At 65.3% G+C, this 22842-nt stretch carries 24 protein-coding genes, 1 tRNA gene and 3 pseudogenes; 18 read left to right on the top strand and 10 right to left on the bottom strand.

All coding sequences use genetic code 11. From position 1 onward, the window contains the following. Positions 1 to 55: 55 nt before the first annotated feature. Both mtaB and dapF read right to left on the bottom strand, forming a co-directional pair. Entirely contained in the window at positions 56 to 1309 is a 1254-nt protein-coding gene (mtaB, locus tag ACP15I_RS09970) for a tRNA (N(6)-L-threonylcarbamoyladenosine(37)-C(2))-methylthiotransferase MtaB (RefSeq protein ID WP_424974943.1), read from the bottom strand. Continuing rightward, positions 1306 to 2148, bottom strand: coding sequence for a diaminopimelate epimerase (gene dapF / locus ACP15I_RS09975; RefSeq protein ID WP_424974944.1), 843 nt, complete (start codon positions 2146 to 2148; stop codon positions 1306 to 1308). The genes mtaB and dapF overlap by 4 nt, the downstream gene beginning before the upstream one ends. Before the next feature lie 96 nt (positions 2149 to 2244). On the opposite strand from dapF, the gene ACP15I_RS09980 reads away from it, so the two are divergent. After that, positions 2245 to 2320 (top strand) — tRNA-Lys (locus tag ACP15I_RS09980). A 288-nt stretch (positions 2321 to 2608) separates the two neighbouring features. Here the strand turns inward: ACP15I_RS09980 and soxR are convergent. Next, positions 2609 to 3055 carry a redox-sensitive transcriptional activator SoxR gene (gene soxR / locus ACP15I_RS09985; RefSeq protein WP_424974945.1) on the bottom strand — a complete coding sequence of 149 codons (447 nt, stop codon included), beginning with the start codon at positions 3053 to 3055 and terminating at the stop codon, positions 2609 to 2611. Between the two features lie 109 nt (positions 3056 to 3164). Here soxR and ACP15I_RS09990 point away from each other — a divergent pair, with 109 nt between their 5' ends. The 3 genes and pseudogenes from ACP15I_RS09990 (at position 3165) to ACP15I_RS10000 (ending at position 5523) form a co-directional block, all read left to right on the top strand. Beyond that, the gene (locus tag ACP15I_RS09990) at positions 3165 to 4091 is read left to right on the top strand and encodes a DMT family transporter (protein WP_424974946.1); all 927 of its coding nucleotides are present in this window, start codon (positions 3165 to 3167) and stop codon (positions 4089 to 4091) included. Next, positions 4084 to 4680, top strand: a pseudogene (locus tag ACP15I_RS09995) (MATE family efflux transporter); the annotation flags it as partial. The gene ACP15I_RS09990 and the pseudogene ACP15I_RS09995, both read left to right, overlap by 8 nt. Before the next feature lie 213 nt (positions 4681 to 4893). Then, a complete protein-coding gene (locus ACP15I_RS10000; protein ID WP_424975039.1) occupies positions 4894 to 5523 on the top strand; it encodes an MATE family efflux transporter in 630 nt (209 codons plus the stop codon). Positions 5524 to 5627: 104 nt separating this feature from the next. Here ACP15I_RS10000 and ACP15I_RS10005 read toward each other — a convergent pair whose 3' ends face one another. After that, entirely contained in the window at positions 5628 to 6737 is a 1110-nt protein-coding gene (locus ACP15I_RS10005) for a helix-turn-helix domain-containing protein (protein ID WP_424974947.1), read from the bottom strand. Positions 6738 to 6814: 77 nt separating this feature from the next. Between ACP15I_RS10005 and ACP15I_RS10010 the strand changes: the two genes are divergently transcribed. Beyond that, entirely contained in the window at positions 6815 to 7801 is a 987-nt protein-coding gene (locus ACP15I_RS10010; protein WP_424974948.1) for an alpha/beta hydrolase family protein, read from the top strand. A gap of 163 nt (positions 7802 to 7964) precedes the next feature. Here the strand turns inward: ACP15I_RS10010 and ACP15I_RS10015 are convergent, their stop codons facing one another. Next, positions 7965 to 8447, bottom strand: coding sequence for a MarR family winged helix-turn-helix transcriptional regulator (locus ACP15I_RS10015; RefSeq protein ID WP_424974949.1), 483 nt, complete (start codon positions 8445 to 8447; stop codon positions 7965 to 7967). Between the two features lie 100 nt (positions 8448 to 8547). Between ACP15I_RS10015 and ACP15I_RS10020 the strand changes: the two genes are divergently transcribed. The 4 genes from ACP15I_RS10020 (at position 8548) to ACP15I_RS10035 (ending at position 11176) form a co-directional block, all read left to right on the top strand. Then, positions 8548 to 8916: an antibiotic biosynthesis monooxygenase family protein gene (locus tag ACP15I_RS10020; protein WP_424974951.1), complete on the top strand. Its 369-nt coding sequence runs from the start codon at positions 8548 to 8550 to the stop codon at positions 8914 to 8916. 39 nt (positions 8917 to 8955) lie between these two features. Further along, entirely contained in the window at positions 8956 to 10089 is a 1134-nt protein-coding gene (locus ACP15I_RS10025; protein WP_424974952.1) for a CDGSH iron-sulfur domain-containing protein, read from the top strand. Beyond that, positions 10086 to 10571: a signal transduction protein gene (locus tag ACP15I_RS10030; RefSeq protein WP_424974953.1), complete on the top strand. Its 486-nt coding sequence runs from the start codon at positions 10086 to 10088 to the stop codon at positions 10569 to 10571. The genes ACP15I_RS10025 and ACP15I_RS10030 overlap by 4 nt, the downstream gene beginning before the upstream one ends. A gap of 71 nt (positions 10572 to 10642) precedes the next feature. After that, the gene (locus ACP15I_RS10035) at positions 10643 to 11176 is read left to right on the top strand and encodes a cytochrome b (RefSeq protein WP_424974954.1); all 534 of its coding nucleotides are present in this window, start codon (positions 10643 to 10645) and stop codon (positions 11174 to 11176) included. Between the two features lie 108 nt (positions 11177 to 11284). Here the strand turns inward: ACP15I_RS10035 and ACP15I_RS10040 are convergent, their stop codons facing one another. From ACP15I_RS10040 to ACP15I_RS10055, 4 genes and pseudogenes are all read right to left on the bottom strand, one after another. Further along, positions 11285 to 12418, bottom strand: coding sequence for an amidohydrolase family protein (locus tag ACP15I_RS10040; protein WP_424974955.1), 1134 nt, complete (start codon positions 12416 to 12418; stop codon positions 11285 to 11287). Between the two features lie 97 nt (positions 12419 to 12515). Beyond that, a complete protein-coding gene (locus ACP15I_RS10045; protein WP_424974956.1) occupies positions 12516 to 15251 on the bottom strand; it encodes a non-ribosomal peptide synthetase in 2736 nt (911 codons plus the stop codon). Further along, positions 15248 to 16447, bottom strand: coding sequence for a cytochrome P450 (locus ACP15I_RS10050; RefSeq protein WP_424974957.1), 1200 nt, complete (start codon positions 16445 to 16447; stop codon positions 15248 to 15250). The genes ACP15I_RS10045 and ACP15I_RS10050 overlap by 4 nt, the downstream gene beginning before the upstream one ends. Before the next feature lie 176 nt (positions 16448 to 16623). Then, positions 16624 to 16944: pseudogene (locus ACP15I_RS10055) on the bottom strand (YybH family protein); the annotation flags it as partial. Positions 16945 to 17093: 149 nt separating this feature from the next. On the opposite strand from ACP15I_RS10055, the pseudogene ACP15I_RS10060 reads away from it, so the two are divergent. Both ACP15I_RS10060 and ACP15I_RS10065 read left to right on the top strand, forming a co-directional pair. Continuing rightward, a pseudogene (locus tag ACP15I_RS10060) lies at positions 17094 to 17597 on the top strand (LysR family transcriptional regulator); the annotation flags it as partial. A 13-nt stretch (positions 17598 to 17610) separates the two neighbouring features. Then, entirely contained in the window at positions 17611 to 18798 is a 1188-nt protein-coding gene (locus ACP15I_RS10065; protein WP_424974958.1) for an LssY C-terminal domain-containing protein, read from the top strand. Between the two features lie 73 nt (positions 18799 to 18871). Here ACP15I_RS10065 and ACP15I_RS10070 read toward each other — a convergent pair whose 3' ends face one another. Continuing rightward, positions 18872 to 19453 (bottom strand): TetR/AcrR family transcriptional regulator, encoded by a 582-nt coding sequence (locus tag ACP15I_RS10070; RefSeq protein WP_424974959.1) that lies wholly within the window; start codon positions 19451 to 19453, stop codon positions 18872 to 18874. Between the two features lie 92 nt (positions 19454 to 19545). Between ACP15I_RS10070 and ACP15I_RS10075 the strand changes: the two genes are divergently transcribed. The 7 genes from ACP15I_RS10075 to ACP15I_RS10105 all read left to right on the top strand — a co-directional run bounded on the left by ACP15I_RS10075 (position 19546) and on the right by ACP15I_RS10105 (position 22835). After that, the gene (locus ACP15I_RS10075) at positions 19546 to 20466 is read left to right on the top strand and encodes a helix-turn-helix domain-containing protein (protein ID WP_424974960.1); all 921 of its coding nucleotides are present in this window, start codon (positions 19546 to 19548) and stop codon (positions 20464 to 20466) included. A 100-nt stretch (positions 20467 to 20566) separates the two neighbouring features. After that, positions 20567 to 20857 (top strand): putative quinol monooxygenase, encoded by a 291-nt coding sequence (locus tag ACP15I_RS10080; RefSeq protein ID WP_424974961.1) that lies wholly within the window; start codon positions 20567 to 20569, stop codon positions 20855 to 20857. After that, a complete protein-coding gene (locus ACP15I_RS10085; protein WP_424974962.1) occupies positions 20857 to 21192 on the top strand; it encodes a hypothetical protein in 336 nt (111 codons plus the stop codon). Before ACP15I_RS10080 ends, ACP15I_RS10085 begins: the two co-directional genes overlap by 1 nt. Positions 21193 to 21197: 5 nt before the next feature. After that, positions 21198 to 21656 carry an SRPBCC family protein gene (locus tag ACP15I_RS10090; protein ID WP_424974963.1) on the top strand — a complete coding sequence of 153 codons (459 nt, stop codon included), beginning with the start codon at positions 21198 to 21200 and terminating at the stop codon, positions 21654 to 21656. Next, a complete protein-coding gene (locus tag ACP15I_RS10095) occupies positions 21649 to 22086 on the top strand; it encodes a DUF3995 domain-containing protein (RefSeq protein WP_424974964.1) in 438 nt (145 codons plus the stop codon). The genes ACP15I_RS10090 and ACP15I_RS10095 overlap by 8 nt, the downstream gene beginning before the upstream one ends. A gap of 9 nt (positions 22087 to 22095) precedes the next feature. Beyond that, positions 22096 to 22470, top strand: a complete 375-nt coding sequence (locus tag ACP15I_RS10100) for a hypothetical protein (protein ID WP_424974965.1) — start codon at positions 22096 to 22098, stop codon at positions 22468 to 22470. After that, on the top strand, positions 22467 to 22835 hold the full coding sequence (locus ACP15I_RS10105; protein WP_424974966.1) for a hypothetical protein: 369 nt from the start codon (positions 22467 to 22469) through the stop codon (positions 22833 to 22835). The genes ACP15I_RS10100 and ACP15I_RS10105 overlap by 4 nt, the downstream gene beginning before the upstream one ends. The last annotated feature ends 7 nt before the right edge of the window (positions 22836 to 22842 follow it).

Here is a 22842-nt window from a genome sequence, read left to right on the forward strand (position 1 = left end):
ATCCCCGCCGGAGGCTCCCACCCGTGCCCCCCGCGCGCCGGCCCGGATCAGATCGCTAGGCGGCCAGTTGGCGCCCGGCCACCCCGTGGATCCTGGCAGAGACGATCTGCCCCTCGGGCTGGTCCTCCGAGAACTGCACCTCGGTGAACTGCTCGGTGCGGCCCATGCGCGGGTTCTCCAGCAGGACCTGATGGGTCCGCCCCACCTGCGCGGCCAGATGCTCTGCCACCTGCGCGTCACCGGCCTTGCGCAGCTCGGCCGCCCGGGCCTTGATGACCGGCCCCGCCACCGCAGGCATCCGCGCCGCCGGCGTGCCGGGACGGGGCGAATAGGGAAACACATGCAGCCAGGTCAGATGGCAGTCGCGCACCAGGCGCAGGGAGTTGGCGAACATCGCGTCGGTCTCGGTCGGAAACCCGGCGATGATATCCGCGCCAAAGGTCATCTCGGGCCGCAGCCGCAACGCCTCTTCGCAGAAGGCGATCGCGTCATCGCGCAGATGCCGCCGCTTCATCCGCTTGAGGATCATGTCGTCCCCGGCCTGCAGGCTGAGATGCAGATGGGGCATCAGCCGCGTCTCGGTGGCGATGGCCAGCATCAGGTTCTCATCCGCCTCGATGCTGTCGATCGAACTGATCCGCAGCCGGGGCAGATCCGGCACCAGCCGCAGGATCCGCATGACCAGATCCCCCAGCCGGGGCTCCCCGGGCAGATCCGCCCCCCAACTTGTCAGGTCCACACCGGTCAGAACCACCTCGTTATAGCCCCGATCCACCAGCCGCTTGATCTGGTCCACCACCACGCCCGCGGGCACCGAGCGCGAATTGCCCCGGCCATAGGGAATGATGCAGAACGTACAGCGATGATCGCAGCCATTCTGGACCTGGACATAGGCGCGACTGCGCGTGCCGAACCCGTCGATCAGATGCCCGGCGGTCTCGGTGACTGACATGATGTCATCGACGCGTACGGCTTCGGTCTCGCCGATCAGATCGGGCGCAAGCCCGGCCCAGGTCTCTGCCTGCATCTTCTCGGTATTGCCGATCACATGGGTGACCTCGGGCATGGCGGCAAAGGTCTCGGGCTCGGTCTGTGCCGCGCAGCCCGTCACAATCAGCGGCGCATCGGGGTTTTCCCGACGCAGCTTGCGGATCTCCTGCCGCGCCTTGCGCACGGCTTCGGAGGTCACGGCGCAGGTGTTGACCACCAACGCATCGCGCACCCCGGCGGCCTCGGCCAGCTCTTTCATGGCCTCGGTCTCATAGGCGTTGAGCCGACAGCCCAGGGTGGTGAACCGCGGCGCGCTCATAGGGCGGCCATGAATTGCGGGGTCAGAACCCCCGAGAACACGGTCATGGTGGGGCCGGTCATCCAGACCCCGTCCTCGCGCCAGTCGATCCAGAGGGTCCCGCCATCGAGATCGATCCGCGTCTTGCGCCCGGTCAGGCCCCGCCGGGCGGCGGCCACGCCGGTCGCGCAAGAGGAGGACCCCGAGGCCAGCGTGATCCCCACGCCCCGCTCCCAGACCCGCATCCGCAAATGGTCGGGGCCGATCACCTGCGCGACCTGCACATTGGTGCGCTCCGGGTAGAGCGGGTGATGCTCATAGCGGGGTCCGAAGCTCTCCAGCGCGATCGCGTCGGCATCCTCGACAAAGAAGGTGCAGTGGGGGTTGCCCATGCCCGTGGCCACGGGCGTGCCTTCGATGGGCAGCTCCAGCGTGTCCATCGCCTCGGCCAGCGGGATCTCGGACCAGAGGGTCTGGGGCTGGCCCATATTGACCCGGGTCTGGCCGCCACCGGCCTCTTTGGCCAGCAGTAGCCCCCGGTCCGTCGACAGCCGCAGCGCGCTGGCCCCGGTTTCATCCAGCATCATCCGCGCGATGCAGCGCGTGGCATTCCCGCACGCCGCCGAGGTCGAGCCATCGGCGTTGTAGAAGGTCAGATGCGCATCCACGCCCTCGCCCGGGGTCACGACCGCAAGCTGGTCAAACCCGACCCCACGATGGCGGTCGGCCAGCGCTGCCACCAGTGCCGCTGGCACGGCATGGCCCTGGGCACGACTGTCGATGACGACAAAGTCGTTGCCGAGCCCATGCATCTTGTAGAAGGGCAAAGAGGTCTGATCCTGCGTGGTCATGGCGGCCATATACGCGCGAACTGCGACATAATCCAGAAGGCGCAGAAAACTCTACATTCCACCCTTGACCCCTCCGGGCCCGATGGCTAAACGGGCCGCCAGAGTGGGCCGTTAGCTCAGTTGGTAGAGCAACTGACTTTTAATCAGTGGGTCGCAGGTTCGAATCCTGCACGGCTCACCACTGTTTCCAAAGAATGAGAGCCGCAGGCCTCGGGGTTTCGCGCTTGCGTACCGGGTCAGAAACGCTGGCGTGTCACCGGCTGCGACCAGAGGGCAGCGTGTTGCGTGCCAAGGGGACGGGCATGGCGGCGCGCGTCAATGCGCTCGCGAGCCCGGCTGGCAAAGGGGCATGATCGGGCGTCTCGGGTCCTGAACCAGCCCAGTCTTGTGCCCACAGGCATGGGCGCGGCAATGCCGGGGATGTCAGGCTTGCACATATCGGCGCATTGGACTGCGATCGCCTTTGATCTCAGATCGACATGTCCGGAATGTAGCGGGCCCCGGGGCCCTCCTTGCCCAGCCTGTCATCGGGATTGGCCAGCGCGCAGCGCTCGACGCTCAGGCAGCCGCAGCCGATGCAGATAGCCATTTTGTCCCGCAGCGCCGTCAGGGTTTCGATGCGCCGCGTCAGGTCGTCATGCCAGATATCGGCAAGACGTGCCCATTCCGCCGTGTTCGGCACGGTGTCCATGGGCAGATGCGACAAGGCCTTCGCGATCTCGGCCAGTGTGAGCCCAGCGCGCTGGGCGACTTTCACGATTGTCACGCGGCGCAACAGTTCGCGGCGGTAGATCCGGTGGTTTGCCGCATTCCGCTCCGAAGCGATCAGACCCTTGCGTTCGTAGAAATGCAGGGTCGAGATGGGCACCCCGCTGCGGTGGCTCAGCTGTCCGATACTCAGATACGTCGCCGGCATGGCATCACTTCCCATTTCATTGCTTGACCTCAACCAAGGTTGAGGCCGTATCCGAGGGCAAGTCAAGCAATCCAAAGTGCCGAAACCGGCCATTTAGGCGAGGGCGGGTATGGTACTGAAAACGGGTCTTCTCATTGTTCTCGGGCTCCTCTGGAGCCTCCGGTTGTCGGCCATCAAGGCGGCGGGCATGTCTGGTATTCCGGTGCATGTGGTCGTGACCCTCTCTGCTTTTGGCATAGCCCTGTTCTTCACCGGAGTGGCTCTGTTGCGTCGCGACTGGCCGCCGCTGGATCGCGGAACGCTCGGGTTTTATGGGCTGAGTGGGCTGCTCGGCTTTCTCGCGCCCTTTATCCTGGAAACAGCGGTTGGCCCGCATCTGCCGGTGTTTGTCTTCGTCGTCATCATCGCAACGATGCCCCTTTTCACCTTCGGTCTGGCGGCGCTTGTCGGACGCGAGAGGATGCGAGCCGGGCCCCTGATGGCCATCGCGCTCGGCTTTGTCGGCGCGGTGGCGATCCTGTGGGATGTCTCGCGCGGATCTTCTGTCGGCGCGGCGCAGGGCGGATGGATCCTGGCGGCGTTCGGGGTGCCGCTCCTTTATGCGCTGAACACGGTGTTTGTCGCCTCGCGTTGGCCGCCCCATGCAAGCCCGGTCAATGTCGCCCAGGCTCAGGCTCTGATCGTGGCTTTGGCGGCACTGACGGGGAGTGTTGCCACAGGTACGACCGGCGCCTGGACCCTGGCGGGGCTGAACGTTCCGGCGCTGCTTCTCATCGTGATCGGCGAGGGTCTCGCGCTTGTGGTCTATCTCAGGATCACGCGAGATTACGGGGCCACCTATGTTTCCTTTGCCAATTACGCATCCATCGGTTTCGCGGCGGTCTTCGGGGCCGTGTGGTTCGGGGACCACCTGTCCGGGCTGACGGGGCTTGCTGCTCTGGCGATCATCGGATCCATCATTCTCTATCAGCGGCAGACCCGAGGGCCGGACAGCTCGGACCGCCCCGTGGCCGAGCGCGGGCGCTCCGATGGATAATCAAGCGCATCCCGACCCGGCAGAAGTCATCCGGGCGTGGCGAGAGAACCGCTGGCACCTCCTGTCTCAGGGCGCGCGGCAGGCCCGGTCCCGTGACTTCGTGCGCCTGTTTCTCTGGACCGCCCTGCCGACCACCGCGCAGGCGCTCATGGCGTCGTCCCGCACGGTCTTTGATGTGTTCATGACCTCCAGCCTTGGCGCCGAGGAGGTCGCGGTCGTGGGCTATGGCAGCCGGATCGTGTTTATCCTGATCCTGCTGGTGCTGGGGATTTGCAACGCGCGGGCGTAGTCATCGCGCAGTTCCATGGAGGCGGCGCGCGCGCGGGCCAAACACGCGGTCGGGACCACCATGCTGTTGTCCTTCGCGATCTCGCTTTTGGGCCTTGGCCTGATCATCCTGCTGTCCGGGACGCTTGCGCTCTGGTCGAGCGATGATCCCGCGCTCCAGAGGCTGACGCTGGACTATCTGCTGCCCGCCAGCGCCATCGTGCTCCCTTTCTCGGTCGGATTTGCCATCGCGGTGGGGCTGCGCAGCATCGGGCGGCCGGGTCTGGCAACCTGGGCGTCGGTCATCGGTCTGATCAGCAATGTCGTCCTGAACTCTGCGCTGATCTTCGGCAATCTGGGCGCGCCCGCCCTTGGCGTGACGGGGGCGGCCTATGCCTCTGCGCTGAGTTTCGTGATCGAGGCTGGGGTGGTCGCGGTCTGTGCGGTGCTGTTCCACGACCATCACCTTTTCGCGCCGCGCAGGATCGCCGCCTACCTGAACAGCGACACGGTGCGGAAAATCCTGCGCATCGGGGTGCCGATTGCGCTCGGCTCTGCGGTCTGGGCCATCGGTATCTTCGTCTACAGCATCGTCTCCGCCATGGCGGGCACCGTGCCGCTGGCGGTGCTCGCGCTTGTGACGCCGGTGGAGTCCATGGCCATTGCGGTCCTGATCGGGCTGTCTTCCACGACCAATGTCATCGTGGGGCAAGCTCTTGGGCGCGCCGATTTCCGCCGCGCCACAATTGACGCAATCGCGCTTGTGCTCTGGACCGCCATGGCGTCGCTTGCGATGAGCCTGCTGTTACTGGCCCTGACGCCAGCGCTTCTGACGCTCTATGCCGGTGCCGGGCCCGACGTCCTGGATGTGGCAGAGAGCGTGTTCACGGTGCTGGCGGCGGTCCTGATGTTCCGGGCGCTCAACGTCACGATGGTGGTGGGGGTCCTGCGCGCTGGCGGCGACACGACCTCGCCCATCCTCATGGATCTCGCGGCGCAATGGCTGGTCGCGATCCCGCTCTCCTATGCTTGCGTCGTGGTGTTCGCGCTGCCCTTCCCATGGGTGTTCCTCGCCTTCAACAGCGAGGAAACTGCGCGACAGGCGATGGCTCTGTTCCGACTGCGCCAGTTCAAATGGTTGGCGCAAATCAGACCGGATGGATAGCGCAACGGTTGGCTGCACGCGCCAGGCAGGCGGTCTCAAGCTCTGCGCTGGTGCCGCGGTCGGCGGGTCCGGCCATCCACGGCGCAACCTCGGATGCGACCTGCTCAGGGCGGCGTGCCGACCTGGGCGATCGGCGTGACCTTTGCATCCTCCCGGGCCCGGACGCGCCACTGACTGGGCGCCATGCCGGTTTCCCGCAGGAACGCCCGGTTGAAATTCGACTTGGTGTTGAAACCGCTGTCCAGCATCGCCTCGGTGACGCTCGCCCCGGCGTCGATCAATGTGCAGGCATGCCGGATGCGCCATGAATTGATGTAGCGCGACACGTTGTTACCGGTGGCCCGGTTGACCGCCGTGGACAAGCGCTTTTCCGGCAGATGCAGGCGGCGGGCGAGGCGGGCCAGCGTCAGGTTGGGGTCGAGATGCAACGGTTCCCGCCGAAGGAAGGCCTCCAGACGTGCGACAATCTCCACATCTTCCTGCTGGGTTTCGCGGGGGGGCGCTGCCGCGTCGGGCGCTGCGTCCCGCTCTGGGCCCTCCGCACCAGCGGCGGAGGGGCTGCCGCTGAGCATGCCCACAAAGAGCAGCACAAGAGAGGAGGACGCCGTGATCATCCAGCCCGCCCAGCCCGCATGGCCGGTCGCGAAGGCGATGGCGATCAACACATCGCTGATCGCCGATACGATCAGCGCCCAGCCGAGGACCTGCCAGATCACCGCTGGAACGCGCTCGGCCTCGAGGCGCGCAAGGGGCATATCCGAGGTGCCACGCAGCTGGGCGAGTATCGCGATGCCGTAGCCTGCGAAGACGAGCGGCACCACGACATCCGTGGTCTCGGGCGCGAAGACGCGGCAGAACAGGGTGAAGGCGGGCGCCGCCCCGTGAAACGCCATGGCGCGCGGCGAGAGGCGGCGAACCAGCGCATCCTGAAACGTGATCCAGGCCAGCGGTGGAATGAGGGTCGCACTGACTGGCAGGATCGGGCGCAGGACATCCAGGCCATAGCCCCCGACCAGGGTGACGAGGCCGGATTGCACAGCGCAAGCCGCCAGAAAGGCCACCAGCAGAGGGCGCCTCCCGGACAGGAAGGAGCGCAGTGCGAGATAGCCAAGCACGAGGGCCACGAAAGCAGGGATCGGAAGCATGGGCATCTGGCGAGTATTGTCCGAAATCCGGATCGTGACGACCTGAATCCCGAAAACAGGACGCGGCAAGACGCATTTTCCAGCACCCGTTCCCCCAGCGTTCAAAAACGGAGGTTCCCATCAAACGCCTTGCTCTTCTTTCCCTGATGGCGGTGTCCCAGGCCGTTCCCGCAGCGGCAGACATGCTGCCCGGCTATGACCGGTTCGACCTGAGGGCCGACCATCGGGCGCGGCCCATCGCCGCCTCGATCTGGTATCCGGCCGCCGCCCCGACCTATCGCGCCCCGGTCGGGGATGGCCCGATCTTTGACCCGAGTTTTGCCTATGTCGGTCCCGCGGTTGCGGAAGGTGAGCATCCGCTCGTGCTGCTGTCCCATGGGTCGGGCGGCAATGCCGATAGCCTCGGGTGGCTCTCCAGCGGGCTGGTGGCGCAGGGCGCGATGGTCCTTGCGGTCGATCATCCCGGGTCCACCAGCGGGGACAGCTCTCCACGACGTTCGGTGGATCTGGGGGCGCGGGCGCAGGACCTGTCGGCCGCGCTTGACATGGTGCTTGCCGACCCGTCTTTCGCGCGCTTCGTGGATCGAGACCGGGTCTCTGTGGTCGGGTTCTCTCTGGGCGGGACGACGGCGCTGGGCATGGCAGGCGTGCGCTTTGACGGTGCGGTTCAGGATGCAAACTGCGCGACGGGGCCGGAGGCTGCGGATTGCGTGTACTTCCGTCTTGGGGGCGTCCGGTTCGCCGATCATCCCGGATATGAGGCCGATGCGCGTGATGCCCGGATCACCCGGTCCGTGGCCGTTGATCCCGGTTTTGGCGGGTCGGCTGACCCGCAGAGCCTGGCAGAGGCGCTGGCGGGGATCACGCTGATCAATCTCGGTGATGCCGACCGTCTTGGCGCCGCCGATGTCGGGCCCGATGGCAACGCTCTGGCGCAGCGCCTTCCTCAGACGACCTATGTCGAGCTCGCACCGGCCAACCATTTCACCTTTCTGGGCACCTGCAAACCGGGGGCGGTTGCCCTGCTGGAGGACGAAAAGGATGACCCGATCTGCACTGATCCCGAAGGCGTGGATCGCGCAGTCATCCATGATCAATTGATCGCGGCCATCGCGGCGGGCCTGAACCTCTGAGGGGCGTCGGGCACGCGGTCCGAACCCCGTGACCTCCGGACCGCGTGCCCGGAGGTCGCGGGAGCAGCGACCGATCCTCAGCCGCGCATCGGTCCGGCAGCAAGGGCGCTCTGCCCGGCGGCTTCCCTCCGGCGCGGGGCCGGCAGAGGCGAGATGGCCGCCGCTAGGACGGGGGGCTGTCCTGAGCGTTGGACTTTTCCAACAGACGTTTTTTCAGGGTGCCGATGACCTTCAGCGTGGTCGCGATGTCCTCCGCCGACATGCCCTCAGAGATCTCGTTGACCCAGGGAACCTGCAGGGCGACGGCATCCGCAAACAGCTTCTGCCCCTTGGGAGTGAGCACGACGAGCTGGGCCCGCTTGTGATGGGGGTTCGGGCGAAACGCGACGATCTCTTCCTTCTTGAGCTCGTTCACGATGCGCTGAACCCCCTGTCGGTGAACCCCCATGGTGCGGGCATGCCAGGCGACGGATTCCGGTTGGTCCGCATAGGCGATCGCCCCCAGAATCTGCCAGCGGGCGCTGGTCAGGCCAAGCCCTTCGACGAGCCGATCGCCCTCGAGCTGCAACCGCCCACTCAGTCGGAAGACATCCAGAATGAGCGTGGTCACCGCTGCGCCTGCCTCTGTCCACTGCTCTTCAGCCATGTCTGATCCATCTTTTATTTGACAATGTGTTGTCAAAGTGGTCATTTTCCAAAATTGACAACATGTCACCAATTATTGAGCTGCCCACGGAGCAAGACAGATGGTCACCTTCGAACCTCTCGATCCCGAGTTTCCGATCGAACACCAGCTGAGTGTCGAGGCCGGTCCGGTGGTCTTGATCAACCTGTTCACCATTGATCCCGCCGATCAGGAGGCTCTGCTCGAGGCCTGGAAAGCGGATGCGCTCTATATGAAAAAACAGCCGGGCTATATCAGCACGCAGATGCATAAGGCCGTCGGTGACAGCAGCATGTACCTTAACTACGCCGTCTGGGACACGGTTGCCGACTTCCGCGCAGCGTTCTCGAACCCAGAGTTCAAACAGGCCCTCAGCCATTACCCCTCAAGCGCTGTCACGGCGCCGCACCTCTTCGAAAAGGTGGCCGTTTCCAATTGTTGCACGGCCTGACGTTGCCTTTTGCGAAAGCTCAGTCCTGAGGGTTCCTAGATGAAAACACGTATTCACGCAATTGCAGGTGGCATCGGCTTTGTGATGATCCTGCTGTTCTGGACAGCAACCGCGATCACAGAGCTCTTCGCACCCCATGAGACAGTCGCGGCGGTCAAGGCGCTTATACTGCAGGGCATGGTCATTCTCATTCCGGCCATGGCGATCGCGGGGGGCAGCGGCACCGTGCTGGGCAGGCACCGGACGGATGCCCTGGCGAGCGCCAAGAAAAGGCGCATGCCTCTGATCGCGGTGAACGGATTGCTGATCCTGTTGCCCTCTGCGTGGTTTCTGGCGGGCAAGGCCGCCGCCGGAGAGTTCGACCGCGCGTTCTATCTGATCCAGATCGTGGAACTGGTCGGTGGCGCCGCCAACCTGACGATGATGGGCCTGAACATCCGCGACGGTCTGACCATGACCGGACGGATCGGCGGGGCGCGGGCCCGGTCCGCCGGGCCGGAAGATCCCGTCATCGAGGAGCGGCCTGCCGGACCGCTTGTGGCCAAGTCCGTTCCGAGGCTGACAAGCGTCGAGGGCGCCGAGATCGCGCCGCGCGCTGTCATGGCGCTCTGCCGTTGCGGGCGCTCGCAGAACAAGCCCTTTTGCGATGGCTCTCACACAGAGACCGCGTTCGACACCGAGCCCAGCCCGGATCGCACGCCCGATGGAATCAAGGTCTTCGAAGGCCAGCAGATCCATATCCACTACAACCGGCTCCTATGCTCCCATGCTGGCGAGTGCGAGGCCCGGCTGAATTCTGTCTTCGACACCCGCCTGCGTCCCTGGATCACCCCCGACAATGGCACGCGGGATCAAATCAAAGATGTCGTGCGGGCCTGCCCGTCTGGCGCCCTGTCCTGGAGCCCCTCCGGCAGCGCGGTGGCGCGGCACGAAATCGGCACAGATCCCGGCATCACGATTGAACGCGACGGACCCTACCGAGTCACCGGTCTCCGGCTGGCCAGCGATGCGCATGCCGAGGGTGCGTCGCCCGACAAATATGTGCTGTGCCGCTGTGGTGCGTCCCGAAACAAGCCGTTCTGCGACGGATCCCACGCAGAGGTCGCCTGGTCCGACAAGGCCGACCCCCAAGCCCCGAACCCCCACCCGACATCCCAGGAGAGACCAAAATGAAGACCCTTGCCGCCATCTGTGCGTCCAACCTTTTGCTTGTGGCGCCCGCCATTGCGGACATGGAGGAGATCGGACCAGGTCAGGAACTGGCCAAGCTCGTTTTTGGTTCGATCGAAGCCAGACCCAACGGGCTTGCCGATATGGGCGAGTTCACCGCATTCGGCAATGACATCTTTGTCTCGATGGATGCGGATGGAAGCAACACCATCACCTTCGATGAATTCACGGATTGGGACTTCGGCTTCACCTTCATTGCCGAGGACGAAACGCAGCAGCGCGCCTATGAAACCGCGCAGATGATCCTCTTTGCCTTCTGGGATCGTGACGGGGACGGCGACATTGACAGCTCGGAATACCACAAGTCGATGATCGCGGATTTCCGAAGTGCCGATATCAATGGCGATGCCTTTCTGAGCGAGGAGGAGTTCCTCACAGGATACATCGTCAACCGGGCGTATCGCGCGGCCTTGGCCGGAAAGTGACGTCGTGCAGGATCAGGCCGGCTGAGGCTCTGTCCGCCTGATCCTGCACGCGCCAGCAAATGGGCATCGCAATGAAAAGCACCTCGACCAGATACGGCACTGCTGCGATCAGCATACATTGGCTCTGCGCAGGTCTCATCCTTGTGCAGCTCGGCTCCGGGTTTCGCGCGGCCGCCTCCCTCGACGACGCGGCGAAGCAGGCGCTGCTGACGCTGCATGCGCCCCTCGGCATGGTCATTCTGGTTCTGATGGTTGCGCGGGCTGTCTGGTGGTGGCTGGTCGACACCAAACCCGCGCCGGTCTCTGGTGACCCGCTATGGCAGACCGTCACGGCCAAGGCGGTCCATGTTCTGTTTTACGTTGTGCTCATCGGAATGGGGCTGAGCGGACTGGGCCTGATGGTGGTCTCCGGTGCCGGGGCAATCCTGTCCGGGCAGAGTGCTGGACCGCTCCCCGACTTCTCGCAGCTCCCGCCCCGCATGCCTCACGGGCTCGGGGCGCGTCTGATGCTGGGGCTCTTGGCGCTGCATGTCGGGGCTGCGCTCTATCATCACTTCGTCAAGCGGGATGGGCTGATCTGGCGGATGTGGTACGGCAAGGGGTAAGGACGAGGGTCCGAAACCCCTGCGGCGCGGGTCTTTGGCCTCGGGCACGCCATCGCGCAGATGGGGACCGGCGCGACGCGTCACACCCGGGCGCTATCGCGGATCAGATCAGGAGCCGGGCGCGCGGTTGTAGGCGATCTCGGCCCTGCGGCACTGGTCTCGGTCTTCTTCGAGATGCGCCTTCAGGCGGTCAATTGCATCCGCAGGCAGCCGCCGACCCGCGCCCAGATAGGCGAGACACGCCGGGTCGTAATAGCGCACCGCATTCGACAGAACGAAAAGCTCGTCCATCAGGTCGAGTGTTCCCGCCGGTGAGGTGATATCGCAGACATTGTCTGTCCCGAGCCGCACGAACACACCCGCCGCCAGCAGGTCGAGCACCCGCGCGATGGAGTTATGGGTCGGCGCGGCGACCGGGCGGATCTGGCGCATGCTGATCGCCGCGGACGGGCAGCAGATCACGCCGATATTCAGCTCTGCGAGGTCTCGCGCCAAGCGATCGAACCGGGCGTCATCATAGGCCGAAGGAGAGATCACATGGATCAGCCAAATCCTCGGCTCGGCCCCGTCATGACCCCAGTGAGCCTCGCGAACGATCTCGATGACGCGCTCGGTCTGGTGCTCGCGGCTGTGGTTCTTCTGGTCGACATGGATATGGACCTGTTTGTTTAGATCCCGCGCCAGCGCGATGATGCGCCGGCAACAGGTGTCGAACCCGATATGCTCGGGGTAGTCGGCCACATCGTCCCGCTCGGGCAAGGCACCGAGGAAATCCGCCTGCTGGGCGGCCGCCTCGATCAGCGCCCAGCGATCCGGGTCATCATCGCGAAACCCCAGGGGGGAGTAGGCGCCCACCCGGAAATCGATGCGCGGTCGCGCCCGGTCGCCGATCCGCAACAGTCGCTCCATCGCCGACGTGCCGACGCGGTCCGTGGTCACGTCCACGACGCTATGGGCGTGGGTCGTGCCCAGGCCGGCCATCTTCATCACGCAGCCTTCGACCCGCTCTTCGAGCGCGTCCGGATCGTAGCATTCGCTGTCATGGATCAGCGGGATCAGCGCGTGCTTTTGCGCGATGGCGAGCGCGGAATCCGACCCGCTCCCCAGAGCCCGCATGATGTCGAGCGTCGGTTGCAGCGTCTCGGCGCGGTCCAGATGGAGATGGGCGTTGAACATCCCACCCAGAGCCATGATCTCGGCGTGCAGATCCGATAGAAAGGAGGTCTTGAAGTCTCTGTCCAAATCACTGTGTCCTTGATGGCCCCGCGCGGCTTGCCGGAGATGTCTCGTTCTGCCCGTCGCGCGCGGCCTCATGGCCGAAGGGGCGCCGGGGAGGGGGCTAGTGGCTCCATTTCTCCCAGAGGGTTTCGAACTCGCCGCGGTCCTGCGCCTCCGGAAGGATGTTCTTGCCCGCATGCGGATACCGGATCCGGGTGGCATGGGGGATCAGCTCCCCGATCATGTCGGCGCAGTCCTTGTGGCGGCGGCGGCGGCCATGGATCAGCTTGACGCTCTGACGATCCGGGTCATGCGCGGCGCCCATCTCGGCAAAGAGCGGACGCCATTCCGGGTGCTTGATCAGACTGGAGGGGTCCACGGATACGATGGCATCGAAGGCGGCGCAATGGCCGGCATAGAGCACCGCGAGAGAGCCGCCACTGACGCCGACACCCGTCACGCGCCGATACCCGCGTTCGCGCACGAAGCGCTGTATATACGCGGCCAAGCCGGGCACGTCCTCTCCGATGCCGGGCACGCCATGCAGGAACACGCGTTGCGAATAGTCCATGAACATGAGCAGATCCGTGCGCGCCACGTCCATCCCGGCGAGGAACCGATAGGTCGGCATGGACAGGCGCATCCGGTTGCCAGCAAACCCGACGATCAGGGTCTTGCCCTCGGGCGGGACCGTCGGGTCGCTGAAATAGAGGGCAGACGGCACGAGCACCTCGCGCTGCCAGCGGTTGATCTGCGCGTTGAGGTCGAGATAGCCTTTGGTATTCGTGAGCCGCTCCTTGAACTCGGCCTTCATCCTCAAGCGTTCGATGAAGCCGAGGGTGCTGTGCGTCTCGTCGAGGTTGAGCTGTTCCAATGCCTCGGCATGGGGCAGGACGTCCCCGGGGGCCAGATGGGTGAAGACGAAGTCAAGCTTGAGCTTGAGGTCCGAGCGCCCCTTCGTCTCGGAAATGAGCTGCCGCGCCTCATCGAAATCGCCCGAGAAGATGAACTGCTCTGACAAAACGGCGCGCGTGACCTGATCCGCCTCGGTGTCGCGCGGCTCATCCTTGGGGACGAGCCCGTGATCCTCCAGCCGCTGGGCGATGTCGCGGATCGTGGTGAAATTCTCCACCACATCATCGGGCATCTGCGCATCGAGCACGGATTCCAGTTCCACCATGACGCGCACCGCAGACAGGGAATCGCCATCGAGGCTCGCGAAATCATCGTCGAGGCCGACAGAGACCAGAGACAGCTCCCGTTTCCAGATCTCGACCAGCAGCAGTTCGAGCGGGGTTTGCGGGGCGCTTTGCGCCACGGGTTCCGCCATCTCGTCCTTTGCGGCCAAAGCGGCGAGGCGCTGGCGGTCAACCTTTCCGACCGGCGTCTTGGGCAGGGTGTCGAGGGGGATGATCTGGCGCGGGATCTTGTGCGGCGCCAGCCGTGTGGACAAAAACGCGCGCAGCTCCGCGATATCCCCTTCTGGTTCAAGCGCGACGGCGCAATGGATGTCCTCCCCCAGTCTCGCATGGGGCAGGGCGAAGGAGGCCGCCTCGCGGATCCCGGGATAGGCGCTCAGGGCTTCGTCCACCTCGGTCGGGCTGATCTTCTCGCCGCCGCGATTGATCATCTCCTTGGCGCGTCCGGTCAGGAAGAGGAAGCCGTCCTCGTCGAAATATCCCAGATCACCGGTCAGGAACCAGTCCCCGACAAAGGCCAGCCGGTTGGCCTCGTCATTGGCCTCGTAGCCGCCGAACACGTTCTCGCCGCGCACCGCGATCTGCCCGCGCGCGCCCGGTGCCAGGACCGCGCCCTCTGGTGACAGGATCGCGACCTCTGGGCCCGCGCTCTGGCCCACCGAGCCGGGTTTGTCCGGCGCGGGCGGCAACTGGGTCGAGGTGATGAGGGGGCCGGCCTCGGTCATGCCGAGCGTCCGCACGACCGGGACCTGAAACCGATCCTCCAGCTTGGCCTGCATGGCAGGCGACAAGGCGGCAGCGACGCAGCGAAGGAACCTCAGCCCGGCAAACGGCGCAGGCTGCGCCTGTCGGACGGCCTGCAGTTCAAGCTCGGCGAGCGTTGTCGGAACCCCCTGGAACCATGTCGCGGCGTGCTGGCGTTGCAGGGCAAAGAACTGCTCGGCATCGAAGCTGCCTGCTGCGATCACACGGCTGCCCGCCGCCAGCGGCGCAAGCAGCAGATCGACGAGCCCGCCGATGTGAAACTGCTCCCACATCATGAGGCAGCTGTCGCCCGGCGTGAGATGCAACGACCGGGCCACGTCGAAGGCCGAGCAGCAGACATTGCGCTGTGTCAGCGGCACGATCTTGGGCCGACCGGTGGATCCGGACGTCATCAGCAAGAGCGCGACCTGATCCGGTGACGCGAGACGCTGCGCGGGGGGCTCTGGACTTTCCGATGTCACCTCGCGCTGCGCGTCCACCCAGACAATCGGCAGAGAGAGCTGTCGCGCCGCCTCCGCCGCCGCGTCCTGCGCACCCCGTGGCAGCACCACCGCGTCGATCCCGGTGGCCGAGAACTCCCGGATGAATTCCGGGACGGTCATGGTCGGGTTGAAGGGTGCGGCCACGGCCCCCGTCGTGATCGCCAGAAGCAGGACGGCCATGTCCAGCCCGTTGGGAAACACCAGCCCATAGCGGGAGGGCGCATCGGTCGATACCGGGCCAGCAGCCGTGGCGATGGCCTTCGCCAGCGCGGTCACCTCCTGCTGCAGCTCGCGGTAGCTCAGGGACCCGCCACGGGGATCCAGCAGGGCCGGGGCGTCAGGCCGTTGCCTTGCCTGAAAGGCGATCAGCTCTGCGATGGTCCGGATGGCCGTGTCCTCGGTATCCTTCATGCCGAAATCTCCACATCCAGTCGGTCCAACCAGCGATGCCCGGGCCGCGCCATCCAGACGCGGTCAGGCGCGGAACTGATCCGTGGCCCGTCCGCAGGGAACAGGGCGCGCAAGGCCTGCACGATCTCGGCGCGCACCATGGCGCTGCCGAGGCACATATGCGCCCCGGCGCCGAAGGCCAGATGCTGGGGGCGCTGGTCGGCGGGGCGAAAGGCCTCCGGGTCCGCGAACACGGTTGCGTCCCGATTGGCCGAGGCGAGCCCCAGCAAAACGATCGAGCGCGCGCGCAGGGTCTTGCCGCCGATCTCGACCGCTTCGCGGGTGATGCGGCCCTGATACTGGCCTGGGCTTTCCAGGCGCAGGCACTCATCCACGAGCCTTGCGATGTCCCGTGTCGTGCCAATAAGCGGCTCTGGCAGACGCGCCTGCGCGAGCAGGATGCTTAGGCAGTTGGTCAGTCCCGATTGCACATTGCCGATGCCATCGGCTGCCAGAAGCATGAGGTTGTCGGCCACCTCGTGCTCAGAGACCGCCCCGTCCATATGCGCGACCAGCTCGGAGATCAGGTCATCCTCAGGTGCCGCGCGTCGCTGCGCCATCAAATCCATCACATGTTGCCGGAAGGCGTCGAGGCTCTGGTTGAGCCTGCTGAACTCATCGGCGTCGGGAATGGCGTGGAACAGTCGGAAGAAATCATTGCTCCAGGCGGCGATCTGCGGTGCGTCCCTGTCTGGAACCCCCAGCACGGCACAGATCGCACGGCTGGCGAAGGGCAGGGCGTAATCCGCGACCATGTCGGCTCTCTGCTGGGTCCGCAGACGCGCGGCGCAGGTCGTCGCAAGCGCCCCGAACCGATCCTGATGGCGCTGCGTGTGCCGCACGAAACTCCGCGCGAGCCAGCCGCGCAGCGCGCTGTGCTCCGGCCCATCCTTGAAGGCGATCAGGTTGTTGGCCACATCGGCGGCCACGAATTTGGCCCTGTTGCGCGCATGGACCAGGGCAAAGGGGGCGGGCTGGTTGCTGAACCGGGGATCCTTGAGGCAGGCGAGCACGTCCTCATAGCGGCTGATGAACCAGAACCCCTTGGGGTTCCAGTGGACCGGGTCCCGGGCGCGCAGCCGTTCATAGACCGGATAGGGGTCCTCGATGGTCGCCGCATCATCCGGCTCGAAACTCAGTGTGGCTGTGTCCTGCATCCATCCAGCACGCGCCCGCGACACCCTGTGGCCTGCGCTGGCCACCCTGACGTCACTGGCTCCGTGTATCCCTCACTCCCCGTCCTTGATTTTTATGGCATAGCGCAAAGCCCTTGTTAACACCGGATCCGGGCGAGCCATGGGGCGCGTGCGGGGGGCAGCGCGGGCCAAAGGGCTCAGGAACAGGGTGGATGGCCGTTCGGGCAATCGATCAGGTAGCCCCAGCCGCCATGTGCCAGCCGTGTGGCAACCTCGGTCGAGCGTCCCTTGGCCAGCACGCTGCCATCGGGCGCGATCACCTGCCAGTCGGCCTGCAACAAGGCAATGTCTCCGACGATGACCTCGGACACAAGTCTGCTCTGGATGGTCGGTGTCTGACCGAGGAACCCGGCAAAGACCGCACGCACACCGGCATGACCGATCCTCGGAGGCGCGTCCGGCGGAAAGAAGATCGTGCAGTCGGGATGGAAGAGCCCGGTGATGCCGTCCAGATTTCCGCGCGAGACTGGCGCTGACGCATTGGGCGATCTCGCCGGGACGTTGGGCGATAGGGGATGTCATGGGATCTCTCCAGATTGGCGGCAAAGGCGCAGCGCGTGGCGCCCTGCGTGTCCTTTGCGAAGTCTCCCGGTAGGGGGGATTTCGCGCGGCTGCGGCGCAATTGCGCCAGGCCACAGCCTCGGTCAGCGAGGCGGTGCAGCGGTTCGAGGACCGGCTGGGCGTGCGGCTGTTCGAGCGCTCCTCTGGCTCCGTGCGGCTCACCCCGATCGGGGAGGCATTCTACGCCAAGAGCCTGCCCGCGATTGTCGAGCTTGAGGCAGCCCTGCGCGATCTCGATGACCAGAAGCATGAGGTGACCGGGGTCCTGCGCCTCTCGGCCCCCTATAGCGCGGGGCCCTTCTTTCTCGACGCGCTCGTGGCCCGCTTTGCCGAGGCTTATCCGGCGGTGGATGTGGAGTTGATTTTTGATGACCGAAAGGTCGACTTGCTGACCTCGGGGATCGATGCGGCGATCCGGTCGAGCCCGTTGCTCGGGCCGGACACCCATGCGGTCGCGGTCGGGCCGGAACTGGCCATGGCTGTCGTCGCCTCAACGGAGTATCTCGCCCGCCGCGGCAGGCCAGCCCATCCGCGGGACATCCTCGGTCACGGCGCCCTTTGTCATGCTATTGGTCGCGGCGGGCGGATCCCTCTGGCCCGCGATTGTGGTGCTGGTCTTTGCCTGGGCGGGGGATGTGATGAGCTACGCGATCGGCGCGCGCAACGGTCCGCGCCTGACGCTTCCGTTCCTGCGACATCACAAGCGGCGGCGCGCCTGGCGCAGGGCCAGGACCGAGCTGGCCACGCGTGGTGCGGTCTTTGTCGTGGCGGCGCGGTTTCTCGGCCCGGTGGCCTGGGTCACCCCGTTTCTGGCGGGCAGTCTGAGCATGCCGTGGCGGGTGTTTCTGCCGGCCTCTGGCCTCGGGGTGGTCCTGGGTGTCGGGCAGTTTCTGGTCTACGGGGCGCTCGGCGCGCAGGTTCTGAACCATGTGGTGCCAGTCATGGTGGATCACTTCGCGGTCATCCTGCTTGGCCTCTGCACCCTGCTCTCCGGGCTCTATATCTGGCGACGGAGCGAGCGGTCCTTTGCGGCGAAATGCCTGCAGGTCACGGGGCTGGCGGCCTTGGTCTTTCTCGGCTCCAACCTTCTCTACTTTTTCGTGCTGAACAGCCATGTGGGCCCGCTCCTGCCGCGTGACAGCTACCAATCCGCTTGCGAGGCGGCGGAGGGGCCCTTCACCGTTTATCCTGGGGAGACGGATCTGCACCTGCCGCAACCGGTCAATGTCATCCTCTATGACCGGTGGGGCGGGGCCGGGTTGATGGCGCATCTCGGCTGGCATCGCAACGTGACCTTCACCCATGACGAGATCGGGTTTCTCCGCTACCTGACTCTTCTGCTTCAGAGCACTCCGCCGATTTCCGAGCTCTACCTCGCGGGTGTTCCCGCGGATAGCGCGCATCAGATGCCCGGATCGCTTCGCGCGCGCGAGTATATCCGCTGGTGGGATATGGGGGCTGGGATCCATCTCGGTGCGATCAGCAAAGACGAGGAGATCGCGATCAAGTATTACAGCCATCTGCCGGTGCTTTTGCATGATATCGACCCCAAGGTTGACATGTCGCGGCACCTTCTGGCCCGGCAGGTGGCGCACAGCACTGCCTATCAGGTGCTGGGGCATGCGCCCTTGGCGGCGGCAGTGCCGGACGGGGTGACGGCGGATTACGAAACCGATGGCAAGGTTCTGGTGATCATCCGCAAGGGGGAGCAGGTTCCCCCGGACCTGTTAAAGTGCCTGCAGTTGGCGTGACGGGCCGCGCCCGGACAGCCCGCCGGCCATGGGGGCAGGGCCGCTGCGCGCGCGACCTGTGGCCTTTGGACGGCTAGGATCGGAGGGCGGGGACACCGACCTGAAGAAGCTTTTGAAAGGCCGCCGCAAGGGTCGGGGCCATCTCGGCATATTGGTCGCGAAATAGCATCTGCGTGCCCACAAAGGCGGCGTATTCGAGCCGGGCGATGGTGTCCGCCTCTGACGCGGGCAGGGCAAAGCGCTGTTGGTACATCCCGCTCACATAGTCGATCCGCAAGGCGTCTACCTCCGCAAGGGCTGCGGCGGCCACGGGGTTCTGACTGGCGAAACTGCGCACGCCCATTTCCACGGCGGCATCGAGCCTTGTGGCCAGATCCGCCAGTCGGTCCGCCTTCTGCGCCGGATCGGGAACCGCCTCCAAAGCTGCGATGATCGGGCGTGTGTTGGTGTCGCGCCAATGAAACACGAGGGCCTCGAAGAACTCCGACTGGTCCTCGAAATGGTGGTAGAAGGACCCGATGGTCTTGCCCGCCGCGCCCACCAGCGCGTTCAGTTTCAGCGCCTCGGGACCATCGCTGGCCAGCCGCGACAGGCCAAAGGCCAGCCAGTCGTCTTTGCCAAACCGCTTGGTCTTTGATCCCGAGCTCGGACGCATCCAAACCTCATATCCTGCGTCACCATAACGAATTCTATGTTTCCGGAGAACAGCGTAGTCAACCGGGCAAGACCCGCCGCCCCCGGAGAGTGATGCGCCTGAAAGACCGACCCGTCGAAACGCTCGAATGCCATGTGCGCGACAACACGCTGTTGATCCCCGAGGATCTGCACGGCTTCGCCGATGCCCGTGCGATCATGACCCATGGCCGCTCCGGGATCTTTCACAAGCGTATTCGCAATGACATGGAGGATGTGGCGTTTTTCACCAATGCGCCCTGTCTCGCCTATGTGGCGCGGGGGCGCGAGACCTTCACCGATGCGGACGGGGGCGAGACGATTGTCGGACCCGGAGACATGCTGTTCCTGCCCCGCCACCAGCACATGCTGTCCGATTTTCGTAACGCGGACGGCCCGCTGGAGGCCTGGCTCTTTTTCTTCGATGCACCGGTGATTGCCGAGTTCCTGCGCGTGGCGCGCCCGGCGCCCGCTCCGTCGGCGTCAGAGGGGCGCGCGGCGCTCTTTGCCGGGTCGGCCTGCCTCGATGCCTTCGTCAGGGCCCTGCCGCAGGTTTATGGCGCAATCACCGCCCCGGCTGCGCTGGTGCAGGCAAAGCTTCTGGAGCTTCTGATGTTGTTGCACCTGCAGGACCGGGGGCATCATCTCCACGGTTTTCTCCGGCATCAGAGCCAGGACACCAGCCGCCGCAACATCCGACAGATCATGCGGGCCCATGCGCTCGATGATATGACCATCGCGGATTACGCCAAGCTCTCGGGGCGCTCGCTCTCGGCGTTTCAGCGGGATTTCAAGCGCGCCTTCGGGATGCCGCCGGGCACATGGCTGCGGCAGGCGAGGATGGACCATGCCCATGCGCTGGTCACGCACTCGGACAAGCCGATTGCCGAGATCGCCCATGCGGCGGGGTTCGCCGACAGCTCGCATTTCATCAGGCAGTTCAAGGCCAGTTTCCGCACGACGCCCAAGCAGCTTCGGCAAGACCTCAGCCGGTGAGCCCGCTTTCCGACGCGGAAACCCGATTTTTGGGGCCCGCGTTCTATGGCCCTCGCCTCGCGTCGATGCACCCTCCGCGCATCCAGGACAGGAGGATAAGATGACCATCTGGGTGACCCTTGAGATGACCGTGAAGCCCGGGGCGTTCGACGCGCTCTCGACCTTTCTGCGGGCCAATCTGGCCAATGTACGCCGCTTTGACGGTGCGCTGAGCGTGACGCTCTACCACGACGCGGAGACCCGCGCCTTTCTCATCCATGAGGAGTGGCTGAGCCGTGATCACCACGCGGCCTATCTCGCCTTCATCGAGGAGCGCGGCGTGATGGCCGAGCTGCTGAGCTTCATGGAGGGGGCGCCCGAAGTCACGTATTATGACCGGCTGGTAATGTGATGACGGCGCCGCAAGACCCGGACCGCCGGGACATTCTCAAGGGCATCGCCGCCGCGAGTTGCGCCACCATGAGCTGCGCCGGTTGGCCCGCCGCGGCGCAGCCAGCATCGCCGGGTGTGTCGCACCGCCGGACCTGTCTCGGCTCCGAGGCGGATGTGGTGGCGGTTTTGTCCGCGCTGCGGCGCTGCCCCGATTGCATCAGTGCAAGCGCGTTGCGCACGGCCGATGGCAGTTTTGTGATCTGGCAGGACTGGGGCGCGCCCGAGGCGGCGGGGATGTTCTGGTCCGGGCGCGCCGCGCTGCGCATACAAACCCTCACACGGATGGAGATCTGATCCCGATGACCCGGATCCTGCGCTTGACCCATGAGTATCCCTTTCCGGCGGATCGGGTCTGGCAGGTCGCAACCGATCTCGATCACCTGCGCCGCGTGACCGAGAGGATGCTGGCCTTCCGCGACCTCCCCTCGGGCCGGATCCATGCGGGGCAGGTGCTGGAGGTCGAGGTCTCGCTGTTCGGGCGTTTGCCCTACCAGCCCTACCGCATGACCGTTGAGGCGCTGGATGACGCGGCGATGTGGTTTCAATCGGACGAGACCGGCGCAGGGGTCACGGTCTGGCGTCATCGTTTGCAGGTGGTGCCGACAGGGACCGGCAGCCGGATCGAGGAGCAGATCGAGATCGGGGCCGGTCTGGCCACGCCGCTCTTTCTGCTCTGGGCGCGGGTGATGTACAGGGCCCGGCACAAGCCGCGCTTGCGCCTGCTCGACACCCTGACCAATGGGGGCGCCGATGCCTAGCTATCTGGCCGTGCTCGCCGCGTTGATCCTGCTGCCGATCGGAGCGTTGCACCTGCTCTGGGCGACGGGTGTGAGTTGGCCCTTTCGCTCCGAAGCGCATCTCGCCCGCAGCGTGATCGGAACGCCGTTTGACCTGCCCCGCCCGCGCAAGGTCGCGCTGACACTGATGGCTGCCGGAGCGATCCTGATGGCGGGACTGATCCCTTTGGCCGTTGGCGGCCTGCTCGAAACCGGCGTTCCGGATCCTCTGCTGCGCTGGGCGTTGATGGCCGAAGCCGGTGTCTTCGTGCTGCGCGGCGGTTATGGCTACAGCCCGTCCATGGAGCGCGCGGCCCCGCTGGAACCGTTTCGGACCCTCAATCGCCGGGTTTTCAACCCACTCATCCTTGGTCTCGGGGCGATCTGCGTTGCGCTGCTGGCCCTGACCTAGGGGGCGCTCATGCTCAGTTTTGCCGCGATCTGTCTCGTTCTTGTGTCCGCCATGCATTCCTGGCTCGGAGGCCGCGACTTGATCGACCCGATCTGTCGGTTGCCGGATGTGCCGGTGATCCTGGGGAGCCGGCGCAATGCCGTGCTGACCCTGAAATTCGGCTGGCATTTCCTGTCGCTGATCTGGCTGGTGCTCGCGGCGCTGCTGCTGCGGCTTGAGATGAGCGCGGCCGGGTTCCCGCAGCTCTTCCTGCTGACCCTGGCCGCGCAATTCGGGGTTTGTGGGGCCACTGCCCTGATCGCGAGCCGGGGGCGGCACCTGTCCTGGGTGGTGTTCTTTCACCTTGCGCTGGCGCTCGCGGCGGCGGGGTGGGGGCTGACATGATGGTGCTGTCCTACCGTCTTGCCGCCCGGATCGCCGGGGGTGTGTTTGCCGTGCTTTGCGCGACGCTGATCCTTGTGCCGGAGGTCATCCTCTGGCTGTTTGATCTGGCCGGCGCCGCCTCGGCAGAGGTGCTGGCCAAGCGGGCCGGGATCCTCTTCCTCGGTCTCGCGCTTGTCCTGTTTCTGACGCAAGCCCATGGACCCAATCCCACCCGCAAGGCGGTGCAACAGGCGGGCGCCGTCATGCTCTGCGCCATGGCGGTTCTGGGCGCTGCGGAGTGGCTGCAGGATGGGGTTGGCCCGGGTATCTGGCTGGCGATCCTTGCTGAAATTCTTCTCGCAGGGGTGCTTGCGGTCGCCAGATGATCGCGAT

It is taken from the genome of Dinoroseobacter sp. S124A, from assembly GCF_049801015.1.
Taxonomy (GTDB): domain Bacteria; phylum Pseudomonadota; class Alphaproteobacteria; order Rhodobacterales; family Rhodobacteraceae; genus Dinoroseobacter.

Bases quoted from the DNA above. Each gene is read 5' to 3' on its own strand.
- ACP15I_RS09990 (WP_424974946.1), top strand. From the start codon at position 3,165: ATGGTACTGAAAACGGGTCTTCTCATTGTTCTCGGGCTCCTCTGGAGC.
- soxR (WP_424974945.1), bottom strand. From the start codon at position 3,055: ATGCCGGCGACGTATCTGAGTATCGGACAGCTGAGCCACCGCAGCGGG.
- ACP15I_RS10085 (WP_424974962.1), top strand. From the start codon at position 20,857: ATGACGGCGCCGCAAGACCCGGACCGCCGGGACATTCTCAAGGGCATC.
- ACP15I_RS10010 (WP_424974948.1), top strand. From the start codon at position 6,815: ATGGCGGTGTCCCAGGCCGTTCCCGCAGCGGCAGACATGCTGCCCGGC.
- ACP15I_RS10070 (WP_424974959.1), bottom strand. From the start codon at position 19,453: ATGCGTCCGAGCTCGGGATCAAAGACCAAGCGGTTTGGCAAAGACGAC.
- ACP15I_RS10075 (WP_424974960.1), top strand. From the start codon at position 19,546: ATGCGCCTGAAAGACCGACCCGTCGAAACGCTCGAATGCCATGTGCGC.
- ACP15I_RS10095 (WP_424974964.1), top strand. From the start codon at position 21,649: ATGCCTAGCTATCTGGCCGTGCTCGCCGCGTTGATCCTGCTGCCGATC.
- ACP15I_RS10030 (WP_424974953.1), top strand. From the start codon at position 10,086: ATGAAGACCCTTGCCGCCATCTGTGCGTCCAACCTTTTGCTTGTGGCG.
- ACP15I_RS10105 (WP_424974966.1), top strand. From the start codon at position 22,467: ATGATGGTGCTGTCCTACCGTCTTGCCGCCCGGATCGCCGGGGGTGTG.
- mtaB (WP_424974943.1), bottom strand. From the start codon at position 1,309: ATGAGCGCGCCGCGGTTCACCACCCTGGGCTGTCGGCTCAACGCCTAT.
- ACP15I_RS10045 (WP_424974956.1), bottom strand. From the start codon at position 15,251: ATGAAGGATACCGAGGACACGGCCATCCGGACCATCGCAGAGCTGATC.
- ACP15I_RS10100 (WP_424974965.1), top strand. From the start codon at position 22,096: ATGCTCAGTTTTGCCGCGATCTGTCTCGTTCTTGTGTCCGCCATGCAT.
- ACP15I_RS10020 (WP_424974951.1), top strand. From the start codon at position 8,548: ATGGTCACCTTCGAACCTCTCGATCCCGAGTTTCCGATCGAACACCAG.
- ACP15I_RS10035 (WP_424974954.1), top strand. From the start codon at position 10,643: ATGAAAAGCACCTCGACCAGATACGGCACTGCTGCGATCAGCATACAT.
- ACP15I_RS10025 (WP_424974952.1), top strand. From the start codon at position 8,956: ATGAAAACACGTATTCACGCAATTGCAGGTGGCATCGGCTTTGTGATG.
- dapF (WP_424974944.1), bottom strand. From the start codon at position 2,148: ATGGCCGCCATGACCACGCAGGATCAGACCTCTTTGCCCTTCTACAAG.
- ACP15I_RS10050 (WP_424974957.1), bottom strand. From the start codon at position 16,447: ATGCAGGACACAGCCACACTGAGTTTCGAGCCGGATGATGCGGCGACC.
- ACP15I_RS10015 (WP_424974949.1), bottom strand. From the start codon at position 8,447: ATGGCTGAAGAGCAGTGGACAGAGGCAGGCGCAGCGGTGACCACGCTC.
- ACP15I_RS10090 (WP_424974963.1), top strand. From the start codon at position 21,198: ATGACCCGGATCCTGCGCTTGACCCATGAGTATCCCTTTCCGGCGGAT.
- ACP15I_RS10065 (WP_424974958.1), top strand. From the start codon at position 17,611: ATGCTATTGGTCGCGGCGGGCGGATCCCTCTGGCCCGCGATTGTGGTG.
- ACP15I_RS10080 (WP_424974961.1), top strand. From the start codon at position 20,567: ATGACCATCTGGGTGACCCTTGAGATGACCGTGAAGCCCGGGGCGTTC.